The 18387-nt window shown below is 71.9% G+C and carries 17 protein-coding genes and 1 riboswitch; of the genes, 10 read left to right on the top strand and 7 right to left on the bottom strand.

Annotated elements, in window-relative coordinates; genetic code table 11:
• Positions 1 to 97: 97 nt before the first annotated feature.
• Positions 98 to 1453, top strand: coding sequence for a decaprenylphosphoryl-beta-D-ribose oxidase (gene dprE1 / locus ABD932_RS24985; RefSeq protein ID WP_345015752.1), 1356 nt, complete (start codon positions 98 to 100; stop codon positions 1451 to 1453).
• 102 nt (positions 1454 to 1555) lie between these two features.
• Complete coding sequence (gene dprE2, locus ABD932_RS24980) at positions 1556 to 2311, top strand: decaprenylphospho-beta-D-erythro-pentofuranosid-2-ulose 2-reductase (RefSeq protein ID WP_345015751.1); 756 nt, start codon at positions 1556 to 1558, stop codon at positions 2309 to 2311.
• A 189-nt stretch (positions 2312 to 2500) separates the two neighbouring features.
• Here dprE2 and ABD932_RS24975 read toward each other — a convergent pair whose 3' ends face one another.
• Together ABD932_RS24975 and trpS are read right to left on the bottom strand one after the other, a co-directional pair.
• Positions 2501 to 3079 carry a 2'-5' RNA ligase family protein gene (locus ABD932_RS24975; RefSeq protein WP_345015750.1) on the bottom strand — a complete coding sequence of 193 codons (579 nt, stop codon included), beginning with the start codon at positions 3077 to 3079 and terminating at the stop codon, positions 2501 to 2503.
• Positions 3080 to 3311: 232 nt separating this feature from the next.
• Positions 3312 to 4325: a tryptophan--tRNA ligase gene (gene trpS / locus ABD932_RS24970; RefSeq protein ID WP_345015749.1), complete on the bottom strand. Its 1014-nt coding sequence runs from the start codon at positions 4323 to 4325 to the stop codon at positions 3312 to 3314.
• An 89-nt stretch (positions 4326 to 4414) separates the two neighbouring features.
• On the opposite strand from trpS, the gene ABD932_RS24965 reads away from it, so the two are divergent.
• The 4 genes from ABD932_RS24965 to ABD932_RS24950 all read left to right on the top strand — a co-directional run bounded on the left by ABD932_RS24965 (position 4415) and on the right by ABD932_RS24950 (position 8010).
• Positions 4415 to 5017 (top strand): RNA polymerase sigma factor, encoded by a 603-nt coding sequence (locus tag ABD932_RS24965; RefSeq protein ID WP_425587511.1) that lies wholly within the window; start codon positions 4415 to 4417, stop codon positions 5015 to 5017.
• 322 nt (positions 5018 to 5339) lie between these two features.
• The gene (locus tag ABD932_RS24960) at positions 5340 to 6173 is read left to right on the top strand and encodes a hypothetical protein (RefSeq protein ID WP_345016388.1); all 834 of its coding nucleotides are present in this window, start codon (positions 5340 to 5342) and stop codon (positions 6171 to 6173) included.
• A gap of 326 nt (positions 6174 to 6499) precedes the next feature.
• Positions 6500 to 7132, top strand: coding sequence for a hypothetical protein (locus ABD932_RS24955; protein ID WP_345015747.1), 633 nt, complete (start codon positions 6500 to 6502; stop codon positions 7130 to 7132).
• 200 nt (positions 7133 to 7332) lie between these two features.
• Positions 7333 to 8010 carry a hypothetical protein gene (locus ABD932_RS24950; RefSeq protein ID WP_345015746.1) on the top strand — a complete coding sequence of 226 codons (678 nt, stop codon included), beginning with the start codon at positions 7333 to 7335 and terminating at the stop codon, positions 8008 to 8010.
• A 25-nt stretch (positions 8011 to 8035) separates the two neighbouring features.
• On the opposite strand, the gene ABD932_RS24945 is transcribed toward ABD932_RS24950, so the two are convergent.
• Positions 8036 to 9484: a glycine hydroxymethyltransferase gene (locus tag ABD932_RS24945; protein WP_345015745.1), complete on the bottom strand. Its 1449-nt coding sequence runs from the start codon at positions 9482 to 9484 to the stop codon at positions 8036 to 8038.
• Positions 9485 to 9515: 31 nt separating this feature from the next.
• Positions 9516 to 9618, bottom strand: a riboswitch (ZMP/ZTP riboswitch).
• A 162-nt stretch (positions 9619 to 9780) separates the two neighbouring features.
• Here ABD932_RS24945 and rocD point away from each other — a divergent pair.
• Entirely contained in the window at positions 9781 to 10995 is a 1215-nt protein-coding gene (gene rocD / locus ABD932_RS24940) for an ornithine--oxo-acid transaminase (protein WP_345015744.1), read from the top strand.
• 49 nt (positions 10996 to 11044) lie between these two features.
• Here rocD and ABD932_RS24935 read toward each other — a convergent pair whose 3' ends face one another.
• On the bottom strand, positions 11045 to 11917 hold the full coding sequence (locus ABD932_RS24935) for an alpha/beta fold hydrolase (RefSeq protein WP_345015743.1): 873 nt from the start codon (positions 11915 to 11917) through the stop codon (positions 11045 to 11047).
• Positions 11918 to 12078: 161 nt separating this feature from the next.
• On the opposite strand from ABD932_RS24935, the gene ABD932_RS24930 reads away from it, so the two are divergent.
• Complete coding sequence (locus ABD932_RS24930) at positions 12079 to 13101, top strand: AraC family transcriptional regulator (RefSeq protein ID WP_345015742.1); 1023 nt, start codon at positions 12079 to 12081, stop codon at positions 13099 to 13101.
• A 188-nt stretch (positions 13102 to 13289) separates the two neighbouring features.
• Here ABD932_RS24930 and ABD932_RS24925 read toward each other — a convergent pair whose 3' ends face one another.
• Both ABD932_RS24925 and ABD932_RS24920 read right to left on the bottom strand, forming a co-directional pair.
• Positions 13290 to 14474 carry a glutathionylspermidine synthase family protein gene (locus ABD932_RS24925; protein WP_345015741.1) on the bottom strand — a complete coding sequence of 395 codons (1185 nt, stop codon included), beginning with the start codon at positions 14472 to 14474 and terminating at the stop codon, positions 13290 to 13292.
• Between the two features lie 15 nt (positions 14475 to 14489).
• The gene (locus tag ABD932_RS24920; RefSeq protein ID WP_345015740.1) at positions 14490 to 14852 is read right to left on the bottom strand and encodes a hypothetical protein; all 363 of its coding nucleotides are present in this window, start codon (positions 14850 to 14852) and stop codon (positions 14490 to 14492) included.
• A 178-nt stretch (positions 14853 to 15030) separates the two neighbouring features.
• Between ABD932_RS24920 and ABD932_RS24915 the strand changes: the two genes are divergently transcribed.
• On the top strand, positions 15031 to 15909 hold the full coding sequence (locus ABD932_RS24915; RefSeq protein WP_345015739.1) for a DMT family protein: 879 nt from the start codon (positions 15031 to 15033) through the stop codon (positions 15907 to 15909).
• A gap of 200 nt (positions 15910 to 16109) precedes the next feature.
• Positions 16110 to 16673 (top strand): tetratricopeptide repeat protein, encoded by a 564-nt coding sequence (locus tag ABD932_RS24910; protein ID WP_345015738.1) that lies wholly within the window; start codon positions 16110 to 16112, stop codon positions 16671 to 16673.
• Between the two features lie 182 nt (positions 16674 to 16855).
• Here the strand turns inward: ABD932_RS24910 and pdxR are convergent, their stop codons facing one another.
• Positions 16856 to 18367, bottom strand: coding sequence for a MocR-like pyridoxine biosynthesis transcription factor PdxR (gene pdxR / locus ABD932_RS24905; protein ID WP_345015737.1), 1512 nt, complete (start codon positions 18365 to 18367; stop codon positions 16856 to 16858).
• Positions 18368 to 18387 lie beyond the last annotated feature (20 nt).

Genomic DNA, 18387 nt, shown 5'->3' with positions numbered 1-18387 from the left:
CGGCAATATTGAACGACATCCCATTAATCACCCATTTCGGGGAGAGAAGGAATGTTTCATAACTAACCGTCCATAAATGGGCGCTACGGTCGCCGACATGCCTGCCGACACCGTCTCCGTCACGGGATGGGGCCGCACCGCCCCCACCACCGCCCGTCTGATCCGCCCACGGACCTACGAGGAGGCCGCGGCCGCCGTCCGGGACTGCGGGGCCCGCGGAGGCATCCCCAGGGGCCTGGGGCGGGCGTACGGGGACGCGGCGCAGAACGCCGGGGGCTCGGTGTTCGACATGACGGGCCTGGACCGCATCCACGCGATCGACGCCGACGGCGGCACCGTGCTGTGCGACGCGGGAGTCTCGCTGCACCGGCTGATGGAGGTGCTGCTCCCGCTCGGCTGGTTCGTGCCGGTGACTCCCGGCACCCGCTATGTGACGGTGGGCGGCGCGATCGGGGCCGACATCCACGGCAAGAACCACCACGTCTCGGGCACCTTCTCCCGCCATGTCCTGTCGCTGGAACTCCTGACCGCCGACGGCGGGATCCGCATGGTCCGCCGCGGAACCCCCCTGTTCGACGCGACCACCGGCGGTATGGGCCTGACCGGCGTGATCCTGACCGCGACGGTCCAGCTCCAGCCGGTGGAAACGTCCCTGATGTCGGTCGACACGGAGCGCGCCCGGGACCTGGACGACCTGATGGCCCGACTGGTCGCCACCGACGACCACTACCGCTACTCGGTCGCGTGGATCGACCTGCTGGCACGCGGCGCGGAGACAGGGCGTGCGGTCCTCACGCGCGGCGACCACGCACCCCTGGAGGCGTTGCGCGAAGGCACGCGCGCGCGTAGAGACCCGCTCGCCTTCCGCCCCTCCCGCCTCCTTGGCGCGCCCGCCTTCCTTCCGGAGGGGTTGCTGAGCCGCCGCACCGTGAGCTGGTTCAACGAGCTCTGGTATCGCACGGCCCCACGCGCGCGTACCGGCGAACTGCAGAAGCTCACCGCCTTCTTCCACCCGCTGGACGGCGTGCCCCACTGGAACCGGATCTACGGCCGGGGCGGCTTCGTGCAGTACCAGTTCGTCGTCGGACGCGGCCAGGAGGACACACTGCGCCGGATCGTGCGGCGCGTCTCCGAGCACCGCTGCCCGTCCTTCCTGGCCGTCCTCAAGCGTTTCGGTGAGGCCGACCCCGGCTGGCTCTCCTTCCCCGTGCCCGGCTGGACGCTCGCCCTGGACATCCCGGCCGGCCTGCCCGGCCTCGGCGCCCTCCTCGACGAGCTGGACGATGAGGTGGCCGCGGCCGGCGGACGTGTCTACCTGGCCAAGGACGCCCGGCTGCGGCCCGAGCTGCTCGCCGCGATGTACCCGCGCCTGGCCGACTTCCGCGCCCTGCGCGCCGAGATCGACCCGCACGGGGTGTTCGTGTCGGACCTGGCCCGCCGCCTCGGCCTGTAGAACCCGGCCGCCTCGCCCGCAACACCCGCCATCAGGTCTCTCGGACTCTCAGGTCTCTCAGACTCTCAGGTTTCTCGGACTCTCAGATCTCTAGGAGCTGTCGTGAAGGACGCCTTCGGCATCCCCCAGTCCCTGCTCGTCCTCGGCGGTACGTCCGAGATCGCGCTGGCCACCACGCGCCGCCTGATCGCGCGCCGTACCCGCACGGTCTGGCTGGCGGGCCGCCCGTCGCCCACCCTGGAGCGGTCCGCCGCCGATCTGCGCACCCTGGGGGCCGACGTGCGCACCGTGGCCTTCGACGCGCTGGACCCCGAGTCCCACGAGACGGTGCTCGGCAAGGTCTTCGCGGAGGGCGACATCGACATGGTGCTGCTCGCCTTCGGAGTCCTCGGCGACCAGGCACGTGACGAGCGCGCGCCGCTGAACGCCGTGCGGGTCGCCCAGACCAACTACACGGGTGCCGTGTCGGCGAGCCTGGTCAGCGCGAGCGCACTCCAGTCCCAGGGCCACGGCTCGCTCGTCGTCCTGTCCTCCGTCGCCGGCGAGCGGGCCCGCCGCGCCAACTTCATCTACGGCTCCAGCAAGGCCGGCCTGGACGCCTTCTGCCAGGGCCTGGGCGACGCGCTGCACGGCACCGGCGTCCACGTCATGGTCGTACGCCCCGGATTCGTACGGTCCAAGATGACCGCCGGCCTGGAGGAAACCCCACTGGCGACCACTCCCGAGGCGGTAGCGACGGCGATCGAACTGGGCCTGCGACGGCGCTCGGAGACGGTGTGGGTGCCGGGCGCGCTCAGGGTCGTGATGTCGGCCCTGCGGCATGTGCCTCGGGCGGCGTTCCGGCGGCTGCCGATCTAGGTTCGGGGCGCGTCGTAAGCCATCCACGCGCGCGTGTGCCGCAGCGCCAGGAAGGGTCGCAAGGGGCGCCGGGGCTGTATCGACATGCGGCTCTGCCGCGTGGGCGCGACCAGCCATGACGGCGCCACAGACGCCCGAGGGCCGACGACGCATCACGGCACTTCCGTGGTCGCGGCCCTACCGGCGGAGCTAACTCGCGGGAATGGACCCGCGCTCCGCGTGCCCCGGCTGCGGCGGCACCACCGACCCCCCGAAGGCGAAGTCCTTCAGCTTGCGCCACACGCCGTCGGCGCCCTGTTCGTAGAGGGCGAAGCCGGTGCAGGGCCAGCCGGCCTCGTAGTCGGCGAGTTCCTCGAAGGCGCGGTCCATCGACGCGTCGTCGATGCCGTGCGCGACCGTGACGTGCGGGTGGTACGGGAACTGCAGTTCGCGCGCGACGGGCCCGGAGGCGTCGCGGACCTGCTTCTGCAACCACGTGCAGGCCTCGGCGCCCTCGACGACCTGGACGAAGACGACCGGCGAGAGGGGCCGGAAGGTGCCGGTGCCGGACAGCCGCATCGGGAAGGGGCGGCCGGCGGCCGCGACCTCGACGAGATGTGCCTCGATCGCGGGCAGCAGCGAGGCGTCGACCTCTGTCGGCGGCAGCAGCGTGACGTGCGTGGGGATGCCGTGAGCAGCGGCGTCGCCGAAGCCCGCGCGCCGCTCCTGGAGCAGGCTGCCGTGAGGCTCCGGGACCGCGATCGACACACCGATCGTTACGGTCCCCACGTCGTCTCCTGTCGTCATGTCGGTGAGCCCGTCCGTCGCGAGGAGCTCGTCCTGTTGTGAGCCCGTTCTGTGATGAGCTCATGCCCGGTTGGTGAGCGTGAGTGACCGCTGATACGGCCACTCGGCTATCGACTGTACGGCCACGGCTGTGCTGCGGGCAGGCGCAACCGTAGTGATGTGCAGCGCTGTGCGGTGGTACGGCCGTGTTCCGGCCGTGTGCCGTGGGACGGGCTCAGTGCTTGGCGGGCAGGAAGCCCACCTTGTCGTACGCCTGGGAGAGCGTCTCCGCGGCGACGGCACGCGCCTTCTCCGCGCCCTTGGCCAGGATCGAGTCCAGGGTCTCGGGGTCGTCCAGATACTGCTGGGTGCGCTCCCTGAAGGGCGTCACGAACTCGACCATGACCTCGGCGAGGTCCGTCTTGAGCGCACCGTAGCCCTTGCCCTCGTACTTCTGCTCCAGTTCCGCGATTCCCGTCCCCGTGAGGGTCGAGTAGATGCTGAGCAGGTTGCTGACACCGGGCTTGTTCTCGGCGTCGTAGCGGATGACGGTGTCGGTGTCGGTGACCGCGCTCTTGACCTTCTTGGCGGTGGCCTTGGGCTCGTCGAGGAGGTTGATGAGCCCCTTCGGCGTGGACGCCGACTTGCTCATCTTGATCGACGGGTCCTGCAGGTCGTAGATCTTCGCCGTCTCCTTGAGGATGTACGGCTTCGGGACGGTGAAGGTCGCGCCGAACCGGCCGTTGAAGCGCTCGGCGAGGTCGCGGGTGAGCTCGATGTGCTGGCGCTGGTCCTCGCCGACCGGGACCTCGTTGGCCTGGTACAGCAGGATGTCCGCGACCTGCAGGATCGGGTACGTGAACAGGCCGACCGAGGCCCGGTCCGCGCCCTGCTTGGCGGACTTGTCCTTGAACTGGGTCATACGGGACGCCTCGCCGAAGCCGGTGAGGCAGTTCATGATCCAGGCGAGCTGGGCGTGCTCGGGGACATGGCTCTGGACGAAGAGCGTGCAGCGCTCGGGGTCGAGCCCGGCCGCGAGGAGCTGGGCGGCGGCGAGGCGGGTGTTGGCGCGCAGCTCGGCCGGGTCCTGCGGGACCGTGATCGCGTGCAGGTCGACGACCATGTAGAACGCGTCGTGGGTCTCCTGCAGAGCCACCCACTGGCGGACGGCGCCGAGGTAGTTGCCGAGGTGGAACGAGCCTGCGGTGGGCTGGATTCCGGAGAGCACGCGGGGTCGATCAGAGGCCATGCTCACCATTCTCTCAGGTCTCGGGGGCCGGTCCGGAACTGGTCGGAAACAGATGGGAACCGATCCGTCTCCGACGGTGTAACAAAGGTGTGAGGACGCGGGAGGGGGGCCGCATCGTCGATGAGGCCGCGGTGATCGCACGCGTACGCGCCGGGGAGCCGGAGGCGTACGCGCAGCTGGTGCGGGCCCATACGGGCATCGCGCTCAGGGCGGCCGCGGCACTCGGGGCGGGTGCGGACGCGGAGGACGTGGTGCAGCAGGCCTTCGTCAAGGCGTACTGCTCGCTGGGCCGGTTCAAGGACGGCGCGGCCTTCAAGCCGTGGCTGCTGGCGATCGTCGCCAATGAGACCAGGAACACAGTGCGTACGGCAGCCCGCCAGCGCACGCTCGCCGGGCGAGAGGCGGCGTTCGTGGAGGCGGAGCCGCTGATACCGGAATCGGCGGACCCGGCGGTGGCAGCGCTGGAGATAGAGCGCCGGGCCGCACTCCAGGCCGCCCTGGAGAAGCTGAGCGAGGAGCACCGCCTGGTCGTCACCTACCGCTATCTCCTGGAGATGGACGAGTCCGAGACGGCCCAGGCCCTGGGCTGGCCCCGGGGCACGGTGAAATCCCGGCTGAATCGCGCACTGCGAAAGCTGGGGCGGCTACTGCCGGATTTTCAGCCTCGGGAGGGAGGTGATGAGCATGAGTGACGAAGGGATGCCGTATGACGGCGACGGGCGGGCTTCGTACGACGGCGACGGACGGCCTCCGTCCGACGGCCACGGACGGGCTTCGTCCGACGGTCAGGGGCCGGGGGCGTCCGACGGTCGCGGGCCTGGGGCATACGACGGTCGCGGGCCTGGGACGTACGACGGTGACGGACCGCGTACTTACGAGCGTGACGGCACCGGGAACCGTCGAGGCGCCGATCGGAACGGTCGGCGTGACGGCGGCGCGGGTGCCGGAGGCCGCGGTCGGTATGGCGGCGGACAGGGGACCGGTGATCGCGGTCGGCGTTCGGACGCCGCGCGGCTGCCCGAGGAGCTGCGGGCGCTCGGCCGCTCGCTGGACGCGCCCGGTGCGGCAGACGGCGCCGAGACGATGGTCGAGCGGGTGCTCGGACAGATACTCGCCGAGCAGGTGCCTGTTCCGGTGGCCGAGCCGCCGGGTGCCGCCGGGCGGCTGCGGGAGGTGCGGCGCTGGACGCGAATGCGGTGGCGTTCCCTGACCGCGGCGCTGTGCGGCCTGCTGACGGTGCTCGTGCTCACGCCCCCCGTGCGGGCGGCGGTCTTCGACTGGTTCGGCTTCGCGGGAGTCGAGGTGCGGTACGACCCGTCGGCGGTCCCCTCACCGGGCGCCGAGGTCCCCGCCTGCGGCCACTCGGTGTCGCTGGCGCACGCCGAACGCCGGGCCGGCTTCGAGCCGCTGGTGCCCGGGAAGCTCGGCATGCCGGACACGGCTGCGGTGACGGGTGAGCCACGGGGGCGGTTCGCGGTCAGCCTGTGCTGGCGGGAGGACGGGCGCACGATACGGCTGGACGAGCGCCGGGCGAGTCTGGACATCGGCTTCGCCAAGACCGTGCGCGAACAGCCGAAATGGCTCTCGCTGGGCACGGATGACTCGGAGGGCGGCTCACCCGACCCGGCCCTGTGGTTCGCCCGGCCGCACCTGCTGACGTTCTGGCTGGTGGACGCGAGCGGGGAGCGCTACACCCGTGAGGAGCGCACTGCCGGGCCCACCTTGCTGTGGACCCGCAGGACCGGGGACGGGACCGTGACGCTGCGGCTGGAAGGGGTGGCGTCGAAGGAGCGGGCGGTGGAGATCGCGCGGTCGCTCGAGAGGCCGTCCGAGGTGCCGTCGAAGTAGTCCGAGGTGTCGGAAGGTCTTCGGAAGGTTGACAGAACCCTCGGAACAGCAGATCCGGAAATAGTGGGTCGGGGATGGGAACCCCGTCGGGTCGGGCGGTGTACCAGAAGTGACACGCGGCTCGGGGACGGGCCGCACGGGGATCGCTCGGCTTGGGGGTTCGGATGGGCGGACATGGGGTCGGCTGCTGGGGAGATCGGTGGCGTCGGCGGGGACAGGGCGCTGGCTGCTCGGGAGATCGGTCGCGTGGGCCTGACACTTCGTGCGAGCACGGGGCGAGCGGGCGGCGCCGGTGGTGTCGTGAACTGGCGGCGCTGACAGGGACGTTGACGGCAACACTCGCCCTCCTGGTCTGGGGCGCGGCACCCGCCTCGGCCGGAGGACCGACGAGCGTGCTCCTGGTCTCCCCGGAGAGCACGGAGACGGCCTCGCTGTACTACTCCGACAAGGACTACGTCGAACTGGGGCAGCTACTGGACGCACCGGGCACGGGCACGCGTGACAAGCCGCCCGAGGCCGACCTGACGGCAGCCCGCCAAGTCAACGTCACCTGGATGATCCACGACGTGACGCCTTGGCGCCTCGACCAGGTCTTCCCCCTCGACGACGGGCGAGACGTCTGGATACACACCGCGGCCAACCTGGACAGGACAAGGAACGGGACCTGGCACCGCGCCGATCATCCGACCCAGCTGCGCGCCCTGCTCAAGGGGCTGGGCCTGATGGGCAAGGCCTCGGCCGACACGGCGGCCAACGCAGCCGAGGCGACCGAGGTGACCGAGGCCTCCCCGGCCCGGGCGACGCGGTCGGGCGGCGCCACGGACTGGTGGTGGGCACTGCCGGGCGCGGCGGCTGGGGCGGTGCTGGCGCTGTTCCTGCGCCCATACGTCGCCCGCCTGCCACTGGACCGTCTGCGGCGGGGTGAGCCAGGGCCGAGGCAGGAATTGCGGGACGTGTGAGGGCTGGCTCGGGAAGCCGATGCAGCTCGTCGCCGGCGGACGGCTGATGTGGGCCCATGTGAGCTGAGGTGGTCCGGGGTGGTCCGGCGTGGCCGGTATGGGACGTGATGGGGCTGATGGGACGTGGAGGGGGACGGATGAGGGCACTAGGCCGAAGGTGGATCAGAGAGGGAAGGACACGGCTCACCCGGCTCGTGCCGATGTCGGCTGCGCTGGTCCTCTCCGGGCTGTCCGGGACCCTGACGACCGCGGCGGCCGCGCCGACGCAGGGCCGGGACGTCCCAGACGTGGCGGTGGTCGTCGCGGGCGGGACGGGACGGACGGCGGCGTTGCGCTCCGGCGAGCCGGCCTTCGCCCGCCTGTGGCAGCTGTTGCAGCCGACGTACGTCGGAACGGAGCGGGTGTCGGAGGACTGGGCCGAGGGCCGTCATCCGCCTATGCGGATCACGGTGGTCTGGGGGCTGACGGGAGTCGGTGGCTGGCCGCAGACGGACCGGCCTCCGGGAGGGGATGTGGCCATCCAGCGGCAGGACCAGCTCTTCGTGGCCCAGGACGGCACCCCATGGGTGCGGTCGGATCTCGCGCCGGAGGTGGAGGACGACGACATCCGCTGGCACCGGGCGCCGCGCACCGTCTTCGAGCGGCTGGACCTGGCGAGGCTGCTCGGCGAGCCGGAGGACGGGCTCGTCGCGAACGCGACCGCAGGGGCCCGGCCCGGCTCCACGCTGGATGACGCCGGGTGGGCGGTGGCCGGGCTGGCCGCAGGGTTCGCGACAGGGATCGGCGGCACGTTGCTGATACGCCGCGCGGCGGCCCGGCCGGGAGCCGGACCGCCGCGGGAGGAACCACGTCAGGAGTTGATCGACCTGGACCTGTGAGGCCCTCAGTGAATCGTCGCGGGCCTCAGCCCAGGTCGATCTCCGGGTACAGCGGGAAGCCGGCCACGAGGTCGGTGGCGCGGTGGGAGATCTCGTCGGCGATCTTCGGGTCGAGCACGTGCTGGGCCTTGGAGGGCGCGCCCTTGCTGGTGGTGCCGGCCTCGGTGGTGGTGAGGACGCGGTCGATGAGGGCGGCGACCTCGTCCATCTCGGCGGTGCCCAGGCCACGGGTGGTCAGGGCGGGGGTGCCGATGCGGATACCGGAGGTGTACCAGGCGCCGTTCGGGTCGGCGGGGATGGCGTTGCGGTTGGTGACGATGCCGGACTCGAGGAGCGCGGCCTCTGCCTGACGGCCGGTGAGGCCGTAGGAGGAGGCGACGTCGATGAGGTTCAGGTGGTTGTCGGTGCCGCCGGTCACGAGGGTCGCGCCCCGGCGCATCAGGCCCTCGGCGAGCGCGCGGGAGTTGTCCACGATGCGCTGGGCGTAGTCCCGGAAGGAGGGCTGACGTGCTTCGGCGAGGGCGACGGCCTTGGCGGCCATGACGTGCGGGAGCGGGCCGCCGAGGACCATCGGGCAGCCGCGGTCGACCTGGTCCTTGAGGGAGTCGTCGCACAGGACCATGCCGCCGCGCGGGCCGCGCAGCGACTTGTGGGTGGTGGTCGTGACGATCTGGGCGTGCGGGACCGGGTCGAAGTCGCCGGTGAGGACCTTGCCAGCGACTAGACCCGCGAAGTGGGCCATGTCGACCATGAGCGTGGCGCCGACCTCGTCGGCGATCTCACGCATGATCCGGAAGTTCACGAGACGGGGGTAGGCGGAGTAGCCGGCGACGATGATCAGCGGCTTGAACTCGCGGGCGGAGGCGCGCAGCGCCTCGTAGTCGATGAGGCCCGTGGCGGGGTCGGTGCCGTAGGAGCGCTGGTCGAACATCTTGCCGGAGATGTTCGGGCGGAAGCCGTGGGTGAGGTGGCCGCCGGCGTCCAGGGACATGCCGAGCATGCGCTGGTTGCCGAAGGCGCGGCGCAGTTCCGCCCAGTCGGCCTCGGAGAGGTCGTTGACCTGGCGGACGCCGGCCTTCTCCAGGGCGGGGGCCTCGACGCGGGCGGCGAGGACGGCCCAGAAGGCGACGAGGTTGGCGTCGATGCCGGAGTGCGGCTGGACGTAGGCGTGGCGGGCGCCGAAGAGCTCCTTGGCGTGCTCGGCGGCGAGGGACTCGACGGTGTCGACGTTGCGACAGCCGGCGTAGAAGCGGCGGCCGACGGTGCCCTCGGCGTACTTGTCGCTGAACCAGTTGCCCATCGCGAGGAGGGTGGCCGGGGAGGCGTAGTTCTCGGAGGCGATCAGTTTGAGCATCTCGCGCTGGTCGGCGACCTCCTGGCCGATGGCGTCGGCCACGCGCGGCTCGACGGCGCGGATCACGTCGAGAGCGGCACGGAAGGCGGTGGACTCGGTGGAGAGGGGCTCGGCTGACATGGGGACCTCCGGACGTCGTGTGCAGCGTTCACGGTACGGCCCAGGCGCACGGCACTCGGTGCTGGACAACGGGGTCCAGTGGGCCGCTCCCCGATGGTCGGTCCCATCCCAGCGCGCCAGTCACGGCCCGTCGATCAGCCTACCGGGCGCGCCGACGGAGCATGGTCCCGCGTCCACCATGCGAGCAACGATAGGAAGGGGCCGCAAAACACTCGAACGGCCAGAAATGGACAGTGACCGCGAGCCTCGTGTCCGGCGGAGCGCGAGCCCCTCGTGGTGGCGGAACGGAGAGCCCCGTGAGTACGTCGAGCACGACCGAATCCCTGATCGCCGCGGCCGACGCGCACAGCGCGCACACCTATCACCCGTTGCCGGTCGTGGTGGCGACGGCGGACGGGGCCTGGATGACGGATGTGGAGGGGCGGCGGTATCTGGATCTGCTGGCCGGGTATTCGGCGCTCAACTTCGGGCACGGCAACCGGCGGATCGTGGAGGCGGCGAAGGCGCAGTTGGAGCGGGTGACGCTGACGTCGCGGGCGTTTCATCACGACCGGTTCGCTGCGTTCTGCGAGCAGCTCGCCGAGCTGTGCGGGATGGAGACGGTGCTGCCGATGAACACGGGGTCGGAGGCGGTGGAGACGGCGGTGAAGACCGCCCGGAAGTGGGGGTACCGGGTCAAGGGCGTGCCGGCGGAGATGGCGAAGGTCGTGGTCGCGGGGAACAACTTCCACGGCCGTACGACGACGATCATCAGCTTCTCCACCGACCCGGAGGCACGGGCGGACTTCGGCCCGTACACGCCGGGCTTCGAGATCGTGCCGTACGGGGATCTGACGGCGATGCGGGCGGCGTTGACGGAGAACACCGTGGCCGTGTTGCTGGAGCCCATCCAGGGCGAGGCGGGGGTCCTGGTTCCCCCGGAGGGCTATCTGCCAGCGGTGCGGGAGCTGACGCAGGAGCGGAATGTGCTCTTCGTGGCGGACGAGATCCAGTCGGGGCTCGGGCGCACGGGTCGTACGTTCGCGTGCGAGCACGAGGGTGTGGTGCCGGACATGTATGTGCTCGGGAAGGCGCTCGGGGGCGGGATCGTGCCGGTGTCGGCGGTGGTGTCCAGCGCGGCGGTGCTCGGGGTGTTCCGGCCCGGGGAGCATGGGTCGACCTTCGGCGGGAATCCGCTGGCCTGTGCGGTGGCGCTGGAGGTGATCGCGATGCTGCGGACGGGTGAGTTCCAGGCGCGGGCGGCGGAGCTGGGCGAGCATCTGCACCGGGAGCTGGGGGCGTTGACGGGGACCGGGCGGGTCACGGCGGTGCGCGGGCGCGGGTTGTGGGCGGGGATCGACATCGCCCGGACGTACGGCACCGGGCGGGAGGTGTCCGAGAAGCTGATGGAGCGGGGCGTGCTGGTGAAGGACACCCAGGGGGCGACGATCCGTATCTCGCCGCCCCTGGTGATCGGGAAGGAGGATCTGGACTGGGGGCTCGCCCAGTTGCGGGGTGTGCTCGGGGGGTGAGTCGGCCGTTCGCCCGCCGACCGCTTCAGTGGTGCGCGGTGTGCCGGCTTCAGCGGGGCGCGGTGTGGTCGAGGATCGCCGTGGCGAGGGGCTTGTGGATCTCGGGCGGGAGTGCGTGGCCCATGCCGGGGATCTCGACGACATGGGCGCCGTGGATGGTCTGGGCCAGATGGTGGGCGTGCGGGAGGGGGAAGACCGGTTCGGCGGGGGCGGAGATGACGAGGGTGGGGACCGTGGTCCGGGCGAGTTGTTCGGTGCGGAGCATGCCGGAGTGGTCGGCGCGGCCGTGGGCGTCGCCGGGCCTGTGGTGGCCGGTGTGTGCGACGACCTTGCGGTCGAGGGAGTGGAAGTAGTCGGCGTCGAAGGGGAGTTGGTCGCCGGACAGGAGCCGCCAGTGGGTGACCCGCCGGTTCAGTTCCGCCTCCTGCCCCTCGTCGGTCCACGGCTGGGACCACAGGTCCAGGATGCGGGGGTCGATGCCGGGGAGGTCCTCGGGTGGGGTGCGGGTGCCGTCCGGGTGGCGGTACGGGGTGTCGCTGAGGGCGGCCGTGCCGATGAGGGTCGCGCTCAGCAGGCGGTCGGGGTGGTCGGCGATCAGGAGCTGGGTGAGCATGCCGCCCAGCGACATGCCGACGACATGGGCGCGTGCGACGCCGAGTCCGTCCAGGACGGCGAGGGCGTCGTCGGCGAGGGTGGTGAGGGGGTAGGGCTGGTCGTCGTAGGCCCAGGTGGAGCGGCCGGTGTCGCGGTGGTCGTAGCGGATGACGCGGTGGTGGGCGGCGAGGAGGCCGACGAGTTCGTCCGGCCAGCCGAGCCCGGAGGCCTGGGCGCCCATGATCAGGAGGAGTGGGGGTGCGTCGGGGGCGCCGTGGTCTTCCGCCCAGAGGCGGATGCCGGGTGCCGCGTCGATGGAGTGTTCCACGGGGGTCTCCCTCTGGTGCGCGGTGGCCGGCTGCCGGGCCACCTTCCGTCATGCGAGACGAGACGTATCGTATCGCATAGCCGAGGGATGTGCCACGCGGATTTCGAGGCGCCGGCGGGCCGGGGGCGGTACGTTCCGCACAGGACGCGTGACGGAGAGGCATGGTCGTCATGGGTGGAGCCGGCGGTGCGGGGCGGGGGCTGCTGTTTCGGGGCAGTGATGTCGAGGAGTTGCACGCACTGGTCAGTGCGCGGTTCGCGCCGCATCGGCTGACGGTGCTGGACGAGCACCCGGTCGACGGGCGGTTCCGGTGTGTGCACGAGGGCGGCGTGGCGCTGTATGAGCTGGGGTACGGGGCGGAGGTCGATGTCACGCCCGGTGAGCTGCCGGAGTTCTACAACATCCATGTGCCGCTGGCCGGGGACGGGGTCGTGACGGCGGACGGGGTGGCGTTGGCGTCCGCGCTGAGCGTCGTCAATCCGGGGCAGCGGCTGTCGATGCGGTGGAGTGGGGAGACGCTGAACCGGGTGCTGATCGTTCCCCGGGCCACCCTCGACCGGGCGCTCGCGGTGCGGCTGGGTGAACTGCCGTCCGCGCCCGTGCGGTTCGCGCCGGTGCTGGATCCGCGGGTGGGGATGGTGAGGGCGTGGTTGCGGGTGGTGCGGGCGTTCGCGGAGTTCGCGGACTCGGAGTTGGCGGCGCGGTCGCCGCTGGGGGTGGGGCACTTCGAGCAGTTGCTGGTGAACGGGCTGCTGGACGCCCAGCCGCACCTGCTCAGCGATGCCGTGGCGGGGCGGGGGCCGGCGGTGCTGCCCAGTGCGGTGCGGCGGGCCGCGGACTTCTGTGCCGAGCATGCGCATGAGCCCATATCCGTCGCCGACATGGCGGTGGCGGCGCGGGTGAGTGTGCGGAGTCTGAGGGAGGGGTTCCGGGTTCATCTGGCGATGACCCCGCTGGCGTATCTGCGGCGGGTCCGGCTGGATCGGGCGCGGCGCGACCTGCTGGCGATCGCGGACGGGCATGGGCTGGGGACGGTCACCGATGTGGCGTTGCGGTGGGGGTTCGCGCATCTGGGGCGGTTCACCGGGCACTATCGGCAGGTGTACGGGGAGACGCCGTCACAGACGTTGCGGCGGGGCTCGGGCTATCCACAAAAGGGTGCGGTCTCCGCCGTAAGCGGATAGCGGGCCGGTCGGCGCCGGGGCGATGCTGGAGGCCTGCCGCCCGGGTCGTGGACGGTGGTTCGGGGGAGCCGAGCCGGGCGGCAGCATCGACCCCGGTCGAGCCAACGCCCTCTCGGCGTAACGCCGTTACAGGATCACATACGGCCGCTATGGGTCATGTGCGACCGTTACAGGGTCACGTACGGCCGTTACAGGATCACGTGCGGCAGGAAGCGCGCGTACTCGTCCGTGATCAGGCCGGACGACTCGCGGATGCCGAGGCCCGCCGCCTCGTCCTCGACGACCCACGCGCCGAGGACGACGCGGTTGCCGTCGAAGGCGGGCAGGGGGGCCAACTGCTGGTAGCAGCAGGGTTCTTCGCGGACGACCGCCTCGGCGCCGGGTTCGTGGATCGTCACGCCCGCGCCCTCCCGGCCCAGCAGGGGCTTGGCGACGTAGCCCGTGGTGCTCGCCAGCTCCCGTGGCCCGTCGAGATAGGCGGGGAGGAGGTTCGGGTGGTCCGGGTGGAGCTCCCAGAGGATGGCGAGGAGGGCCTTGTTGCTGAGGAGCATCTTCCAGGCCGGTTCGATCCAGAGGGTCGAGCCCGTGCCGCCGCCGTTGTCCAGGGTGTCGAGGACGTGGTCGGCGAAGCGGTCGGTGGTGAGCCACTCCCAGGGGTAGAGCTTGAAGCAGCTGCGGATGAACCGGAGCCGGGTGTCGACGAAGCGGCCGGAGAGGCGGTCCCAGCCGATCTCCTCCATGGAGATCCAGCCGGTGTCCAGGCCCGCCTGTTCCGCGGTCTCCTTCAGATAGGCGACCGTCATCATGTCCTCGCCGAGCTCGTCGGCCGAGGAGTACGCGAAGTAGAGCGGGGCGCCGGGCGGAAGCAGGGCGGACTGCTTCTGCCAGGCCGCGATGAGGCGTTCGTGGAGGGAGTTCCACTGGTCGGCGCCGGGAAAGCGTTCCTCCATCCAGAACCACTGGGGGGAGGCGGCCTCGACCAGTGAGGTCGGGGTGTCGGCGTTGTACTCCAGGAGCTTGGCCGGGCCGGTGCCGTCGTAGCGGAGGTCGAAGCGGCCGTAGAGGGAGGGGAGTTCGGCGCGGCGGCGCCAGGCCTCGGCGACCGCGTCCGCGACGCGCGGGTCGGTGATGCCGAGGTCGGCGAAACGGTTCTCGGCGACGATGTGCTCGGCCGCCGTCAGGCACATGCCGTGGAGTTCCTCGACGACCTCCTCCAGCGCCTCGACCTCGGCCAGGGAGAACACGTAGTGGGCGCTCTCGTCCCAGTAGGGGCGCAGGGAGTTGTCGGGGTGGCGGGTGAGGGGGTAGATGAGCCCCTGTTCCTCGACTGTCTGCTGCCAGCCGGGGCGGGGCTCGATCGTGCGGCGCTCCATCTGTACGGGTCCTGCTCAGCCGCCGCTGCTGCCCGAGCCCGAGCAGCCGAAGCCGCCGCGGTCGACGGCCTCGCTGCGGCTGAAGGTGCCGTAGTCGGCGCGGCCGTCGTCGATGTCGGCGTCGTAGTACCAGGAGGCGTCGGAGCTGCTGCCGGAGCCGGTCTTCTTGCGGCTCTTGCCGTAGGAGGAGCTGGAGGTGGTGGAGCCGGAACTGCAGTTCTTGTCGGCGATGACCTTGTAGCCCTCGTAGGTGTAGCTGTCGCGGTCGACGCAGCGGCGGTCCGGTTCCGAGCCGCAGGACGTCAGGGCCGCGGCTATGACTCCCATGCCGCCGAGTACGACCGTGCTGGAGCGCAGCCGCCGTCGCGTGTCTGCCATCTGTGTCTCCCCCGATGATCCGGTTGTTGCCCGTGATCCGGTTCCTGCCCGGCGATCCGGGTCCGGTCCGGTGATCCGGTGTTCCTGTCCGGCGGACAGCCTAGAGATCATTGCGAGTGCGACTGTCGGCGGGGCTGGCCTTCTCCCGCTCACCTACAGTCGCTTTGTGCTCATTGGGATGGTGTGTGCGCTTGGTGCGGCGGTCTGTTTCGGTACGGCCACCGTTCTGCAGGCGATGGCCGCACGGGCGGCGAGCGCGCAGGGGGGCCGGGGCGGCGAGGCGGGGGTATTGCTGCGGGCGCTGCGGCAGTGGCGGTATCTGGCCGGACTGGCCCTGGACGGGCTCGGGTTTCTGCTCCAGGTCGTTGCCCTGCGGTCGCTTCCCATCTACGCCGTCGGGGCGGCGTTGGCCTCCAGTCTCGCGGTGACGGCCGTGGTCTCGGCACGGTTGCTGCATGTGCGATTGCGGCGCGGCGAGTGGGCCGCGGTGGGGGTGGTGTGCGCCGGGCTGGCGATGCTCGGGCTCGCCTCGGGGGCGGAGGGGGATCTGGGCGGGTCGGACGCGCTGAGGTTCGCGATGCTCGGGGTGGCGCTGGCGGTGCTGGGCGTGGGGCTGGCGGGTGGGCGGCTGCCGGAGCGGGGGCGGGGGCTGGTGCTCGGGCTGGCGGCCGGGTTCGGGTTCGGGGTGGTGGAGGTGGCGGTACGGCTGATCGACTCGCTCGCGGTGCCGGAGCTGCTGGCGAATCCGGCGACGTATGCGCTGCTGCTGGGTGGTGGGGCGGCGTTTCTGGCGCTGACGTCGGCGTTGCAGCGGGGGTCGGTGACGACGGCCACGGCGGCCATGGTGATCGGGGAGACGGTCGGGCCGGCGCTGGTGGGGGTGGTGTGGCTGGGGGACCGTACGCGGGAGGGGTTGGGGTGGCTGGCCGTGCTGGGGTTCGCGGTGGCGGTGGCGGGCGCGTTGGCGCTGGCCCGGTTCGGGGAGCTGCCGCAGGAGCCCGCGCCGTCGGCCGCCCCCGAGATTTCCCCGAGGCCTTCCCGGAGGTCCGGGGCCTGACCTGTTCCCTGGCGTTCCGTACGGCCGGAGGGGCCGGCCGGAGCAGGGGAAACAGGGGGTGGTCATGGGACCGAACGACGCTCAGATCGTCAGGGTGTTCAGCCGCGAGCCGGGCTCGCAGATCGCGGATGTGACGCTGGACCCCGGCCAAAGGAGAGCACGGGCAGTTCGAGGAAGCGGCCGCACTGCCCTCGGAAGCCGTGCGCCGCCGCCCGTTCGACGCCGACCTGCGGCTGGCCCGGGCCGTCCAGCCGGCGCAGCTGGACCGCGCGGAAGGGGCCCTGCGGGACGTGGACGTCGTCCTCACCCGGTGCCCCACGCACATCCCGGCCCTGTCCGGCCGGGCAGCGCTGCTCACCCACGCCGGCCGGACCGGCGAGGCCCTCGGCAGCTCCGCCCTGGCCGTGCGGCTGGCCCCGAAGTGCGTGACGGCGCTGCTGGTGAAGGGACTGGTCCATGTCATGCGCGAGGAGCGCGACAAGGCGCGCCGGGTGCTCGGCCGCGCGGAGCGGACCGCTCCCGGACATCCCCGGGTCGCCGGGGCGCGGGCCGCCGCCGAGGCCGGGCCCGATCCACGCGCGGCCCTCACCGAACTGCCCGACGGCCCGCTGAACTGCCGCCCCTCCGTCCACGCCGACACTCGCTACGTCCAGGCCGTGTGCCACTACCGTCTCGACCGGTGGGACGAGTCCCGGCGCGCTGTCCCTGTGGGTCCCCGGCACCGCATCCACCATGAGCGGCCACACCGACCGGGCCAGCCGTGATCTGGGCCGACTGGCCGGGCTCGACCCGAACGGCGAGCTGACCCAGCAGCCCGCCGCCCACCTCGCGGCGGCCTCCCGGCCGGGGCCGCCCAGACCGACTGGAGCAAGCGGGTCTGGGAGGTGCTCCAGCGGGTGAGCGCGGTCGTCGGCATCGCGGGCGCCCTTTGTTCACAGGCTTTGAGCTACGGCAGCACCCGGCACAACGCCTCCAGCGCCCCCGCCCACGCGTGATCCGGCGGCGTCCCGTACCCCACCACCAGCGCGTCCGTCGGCTCCACCGGGGCGGACGCGTGGCGGAAGGAGGCCAGGCCGTGGAGGGCGAGGCCCTGCCAGGTGGCCGCCTGGACCACCGACTGTTCCGTGCCGGGCGGCAGGCGCAGCAGGACGTGCAGGCCGGCCGCGATGCCGGTGACGTGGAGGTGCGGGGCGTGGGTGGCCAGGGCCCGGACCAGGGCGTCCCGTCGGCGGCGGTAGCGCAGGCGGGCGGCGCGGACGTGGCGGTCGTAGGCGCCGGACGTGAGGAACTGCGCCAGGGTCAGCTGGTCCAGCGCGCCACACGTGTCCACGTGGCCCTTCGCCGCCGTCACCTCCTCCACCAGCGCCGGCGGCAGCACCATCCAGGCGAGCCGCAGGCCGGGGGCGAGGGACTTGCTGGCGGTGCCCAGGTAGACGACGTGGTCGGGGTCCAGGCCCTGGAGCGCGCCCACGGGCTGGCGGTCGTAGCGGAACTCGCCGTCGTAGTCGTCCTCCAGGACCAGGCCGCCGGTGCGGCGCGCCCAGTCCACCACCGTCGGCCGGCGGTCGCGGTGCAGGGGCACGCCCATGGGGAACTGGTGGGCGGGGGTGAGGAGGAGTGCCGACTGGTCCGTCAACTCCCCCGGGTTCGTGCCGAGTTCGTCGAACGGGAGGGGGACCGTGGCCAGGCCCGCCGCCGTCAGCTGTCTCCAGTGCGGCGGCAGGCCGTACGACTCCACCGCCGCCGTCTGCGCCCCGCGCGCCCGCAGCACCCTGCCGAGCAGCTGCAGTCCGTGCCCGAATCCCGCGCACACCACGATGCACTCGGGGTCGGCGCGTACGCCCCGCGCGCGGGAGAGGTAGACGGCGAGGGCGGCACGCAGTTCGGCGCGGCCGCGCGGGTCGCCGTAGCCGAGGGCCTCGTGCGGGGCGGCGAGGAGGGCGCGGCGGGCCGCCTTGAGCCACTCCGTGCGGGGGAAGGAGGCGAGGTCCGGGGAGCCCGGGAGCAGGTCGTAGGCGGGGCGGGGGCGTTGCGTGCGGGGTGCGGCGGTGACGCGGGGCGAGGCCAGGCGGCGGGGTGGGGGTGGGGCGGGGGCGCCTGCCGGTGGGAGCATCATGCGGCCACCGGCCGGCGCGAACGCCGTGTCCTCCTCGGCCGACGGGAACCCCGTGCCGTCGCCGGTCGGCGAAGTCATCGCCCGGTCGGCCACCCGGGTGCCCGAACCCTGGCGGGCCGTGAGCCAGCCCTCGGCGACCAGGTCGGCGTAGGCCTCGGCGACCGTGTTGCGGGCGATGCCGAGGTCGGCGGCGAGGGAGCGGGAGGACGGCAACCGGGTGCCCGGTGCGAGGCGTCCGGTGCGGACCGCGTCGCGCAGCGCGTCGGTCAGGCCTCGGCGCAGGCCCGGACCCGCAGGTTCCAGGTGCAGGTCGATGCCCAGAGTGGCCCAAGGTTTTGGCATGAAAGTGGACCATACTCCTG

Source organism: Streptomyces shaanxiensis (assembly GCF_039537145.1).
GTDB lineage: Bacteria > Actinomycetota > Actinomycetes > Streptomycetales > Streptomycetaceae > Streptomyces > Streptomyces shaanxiensis.
Note: the sequence above shows the minus strand (reverse complement) of the source record. Positions and strands in the feature narration are given on the sequence as shown.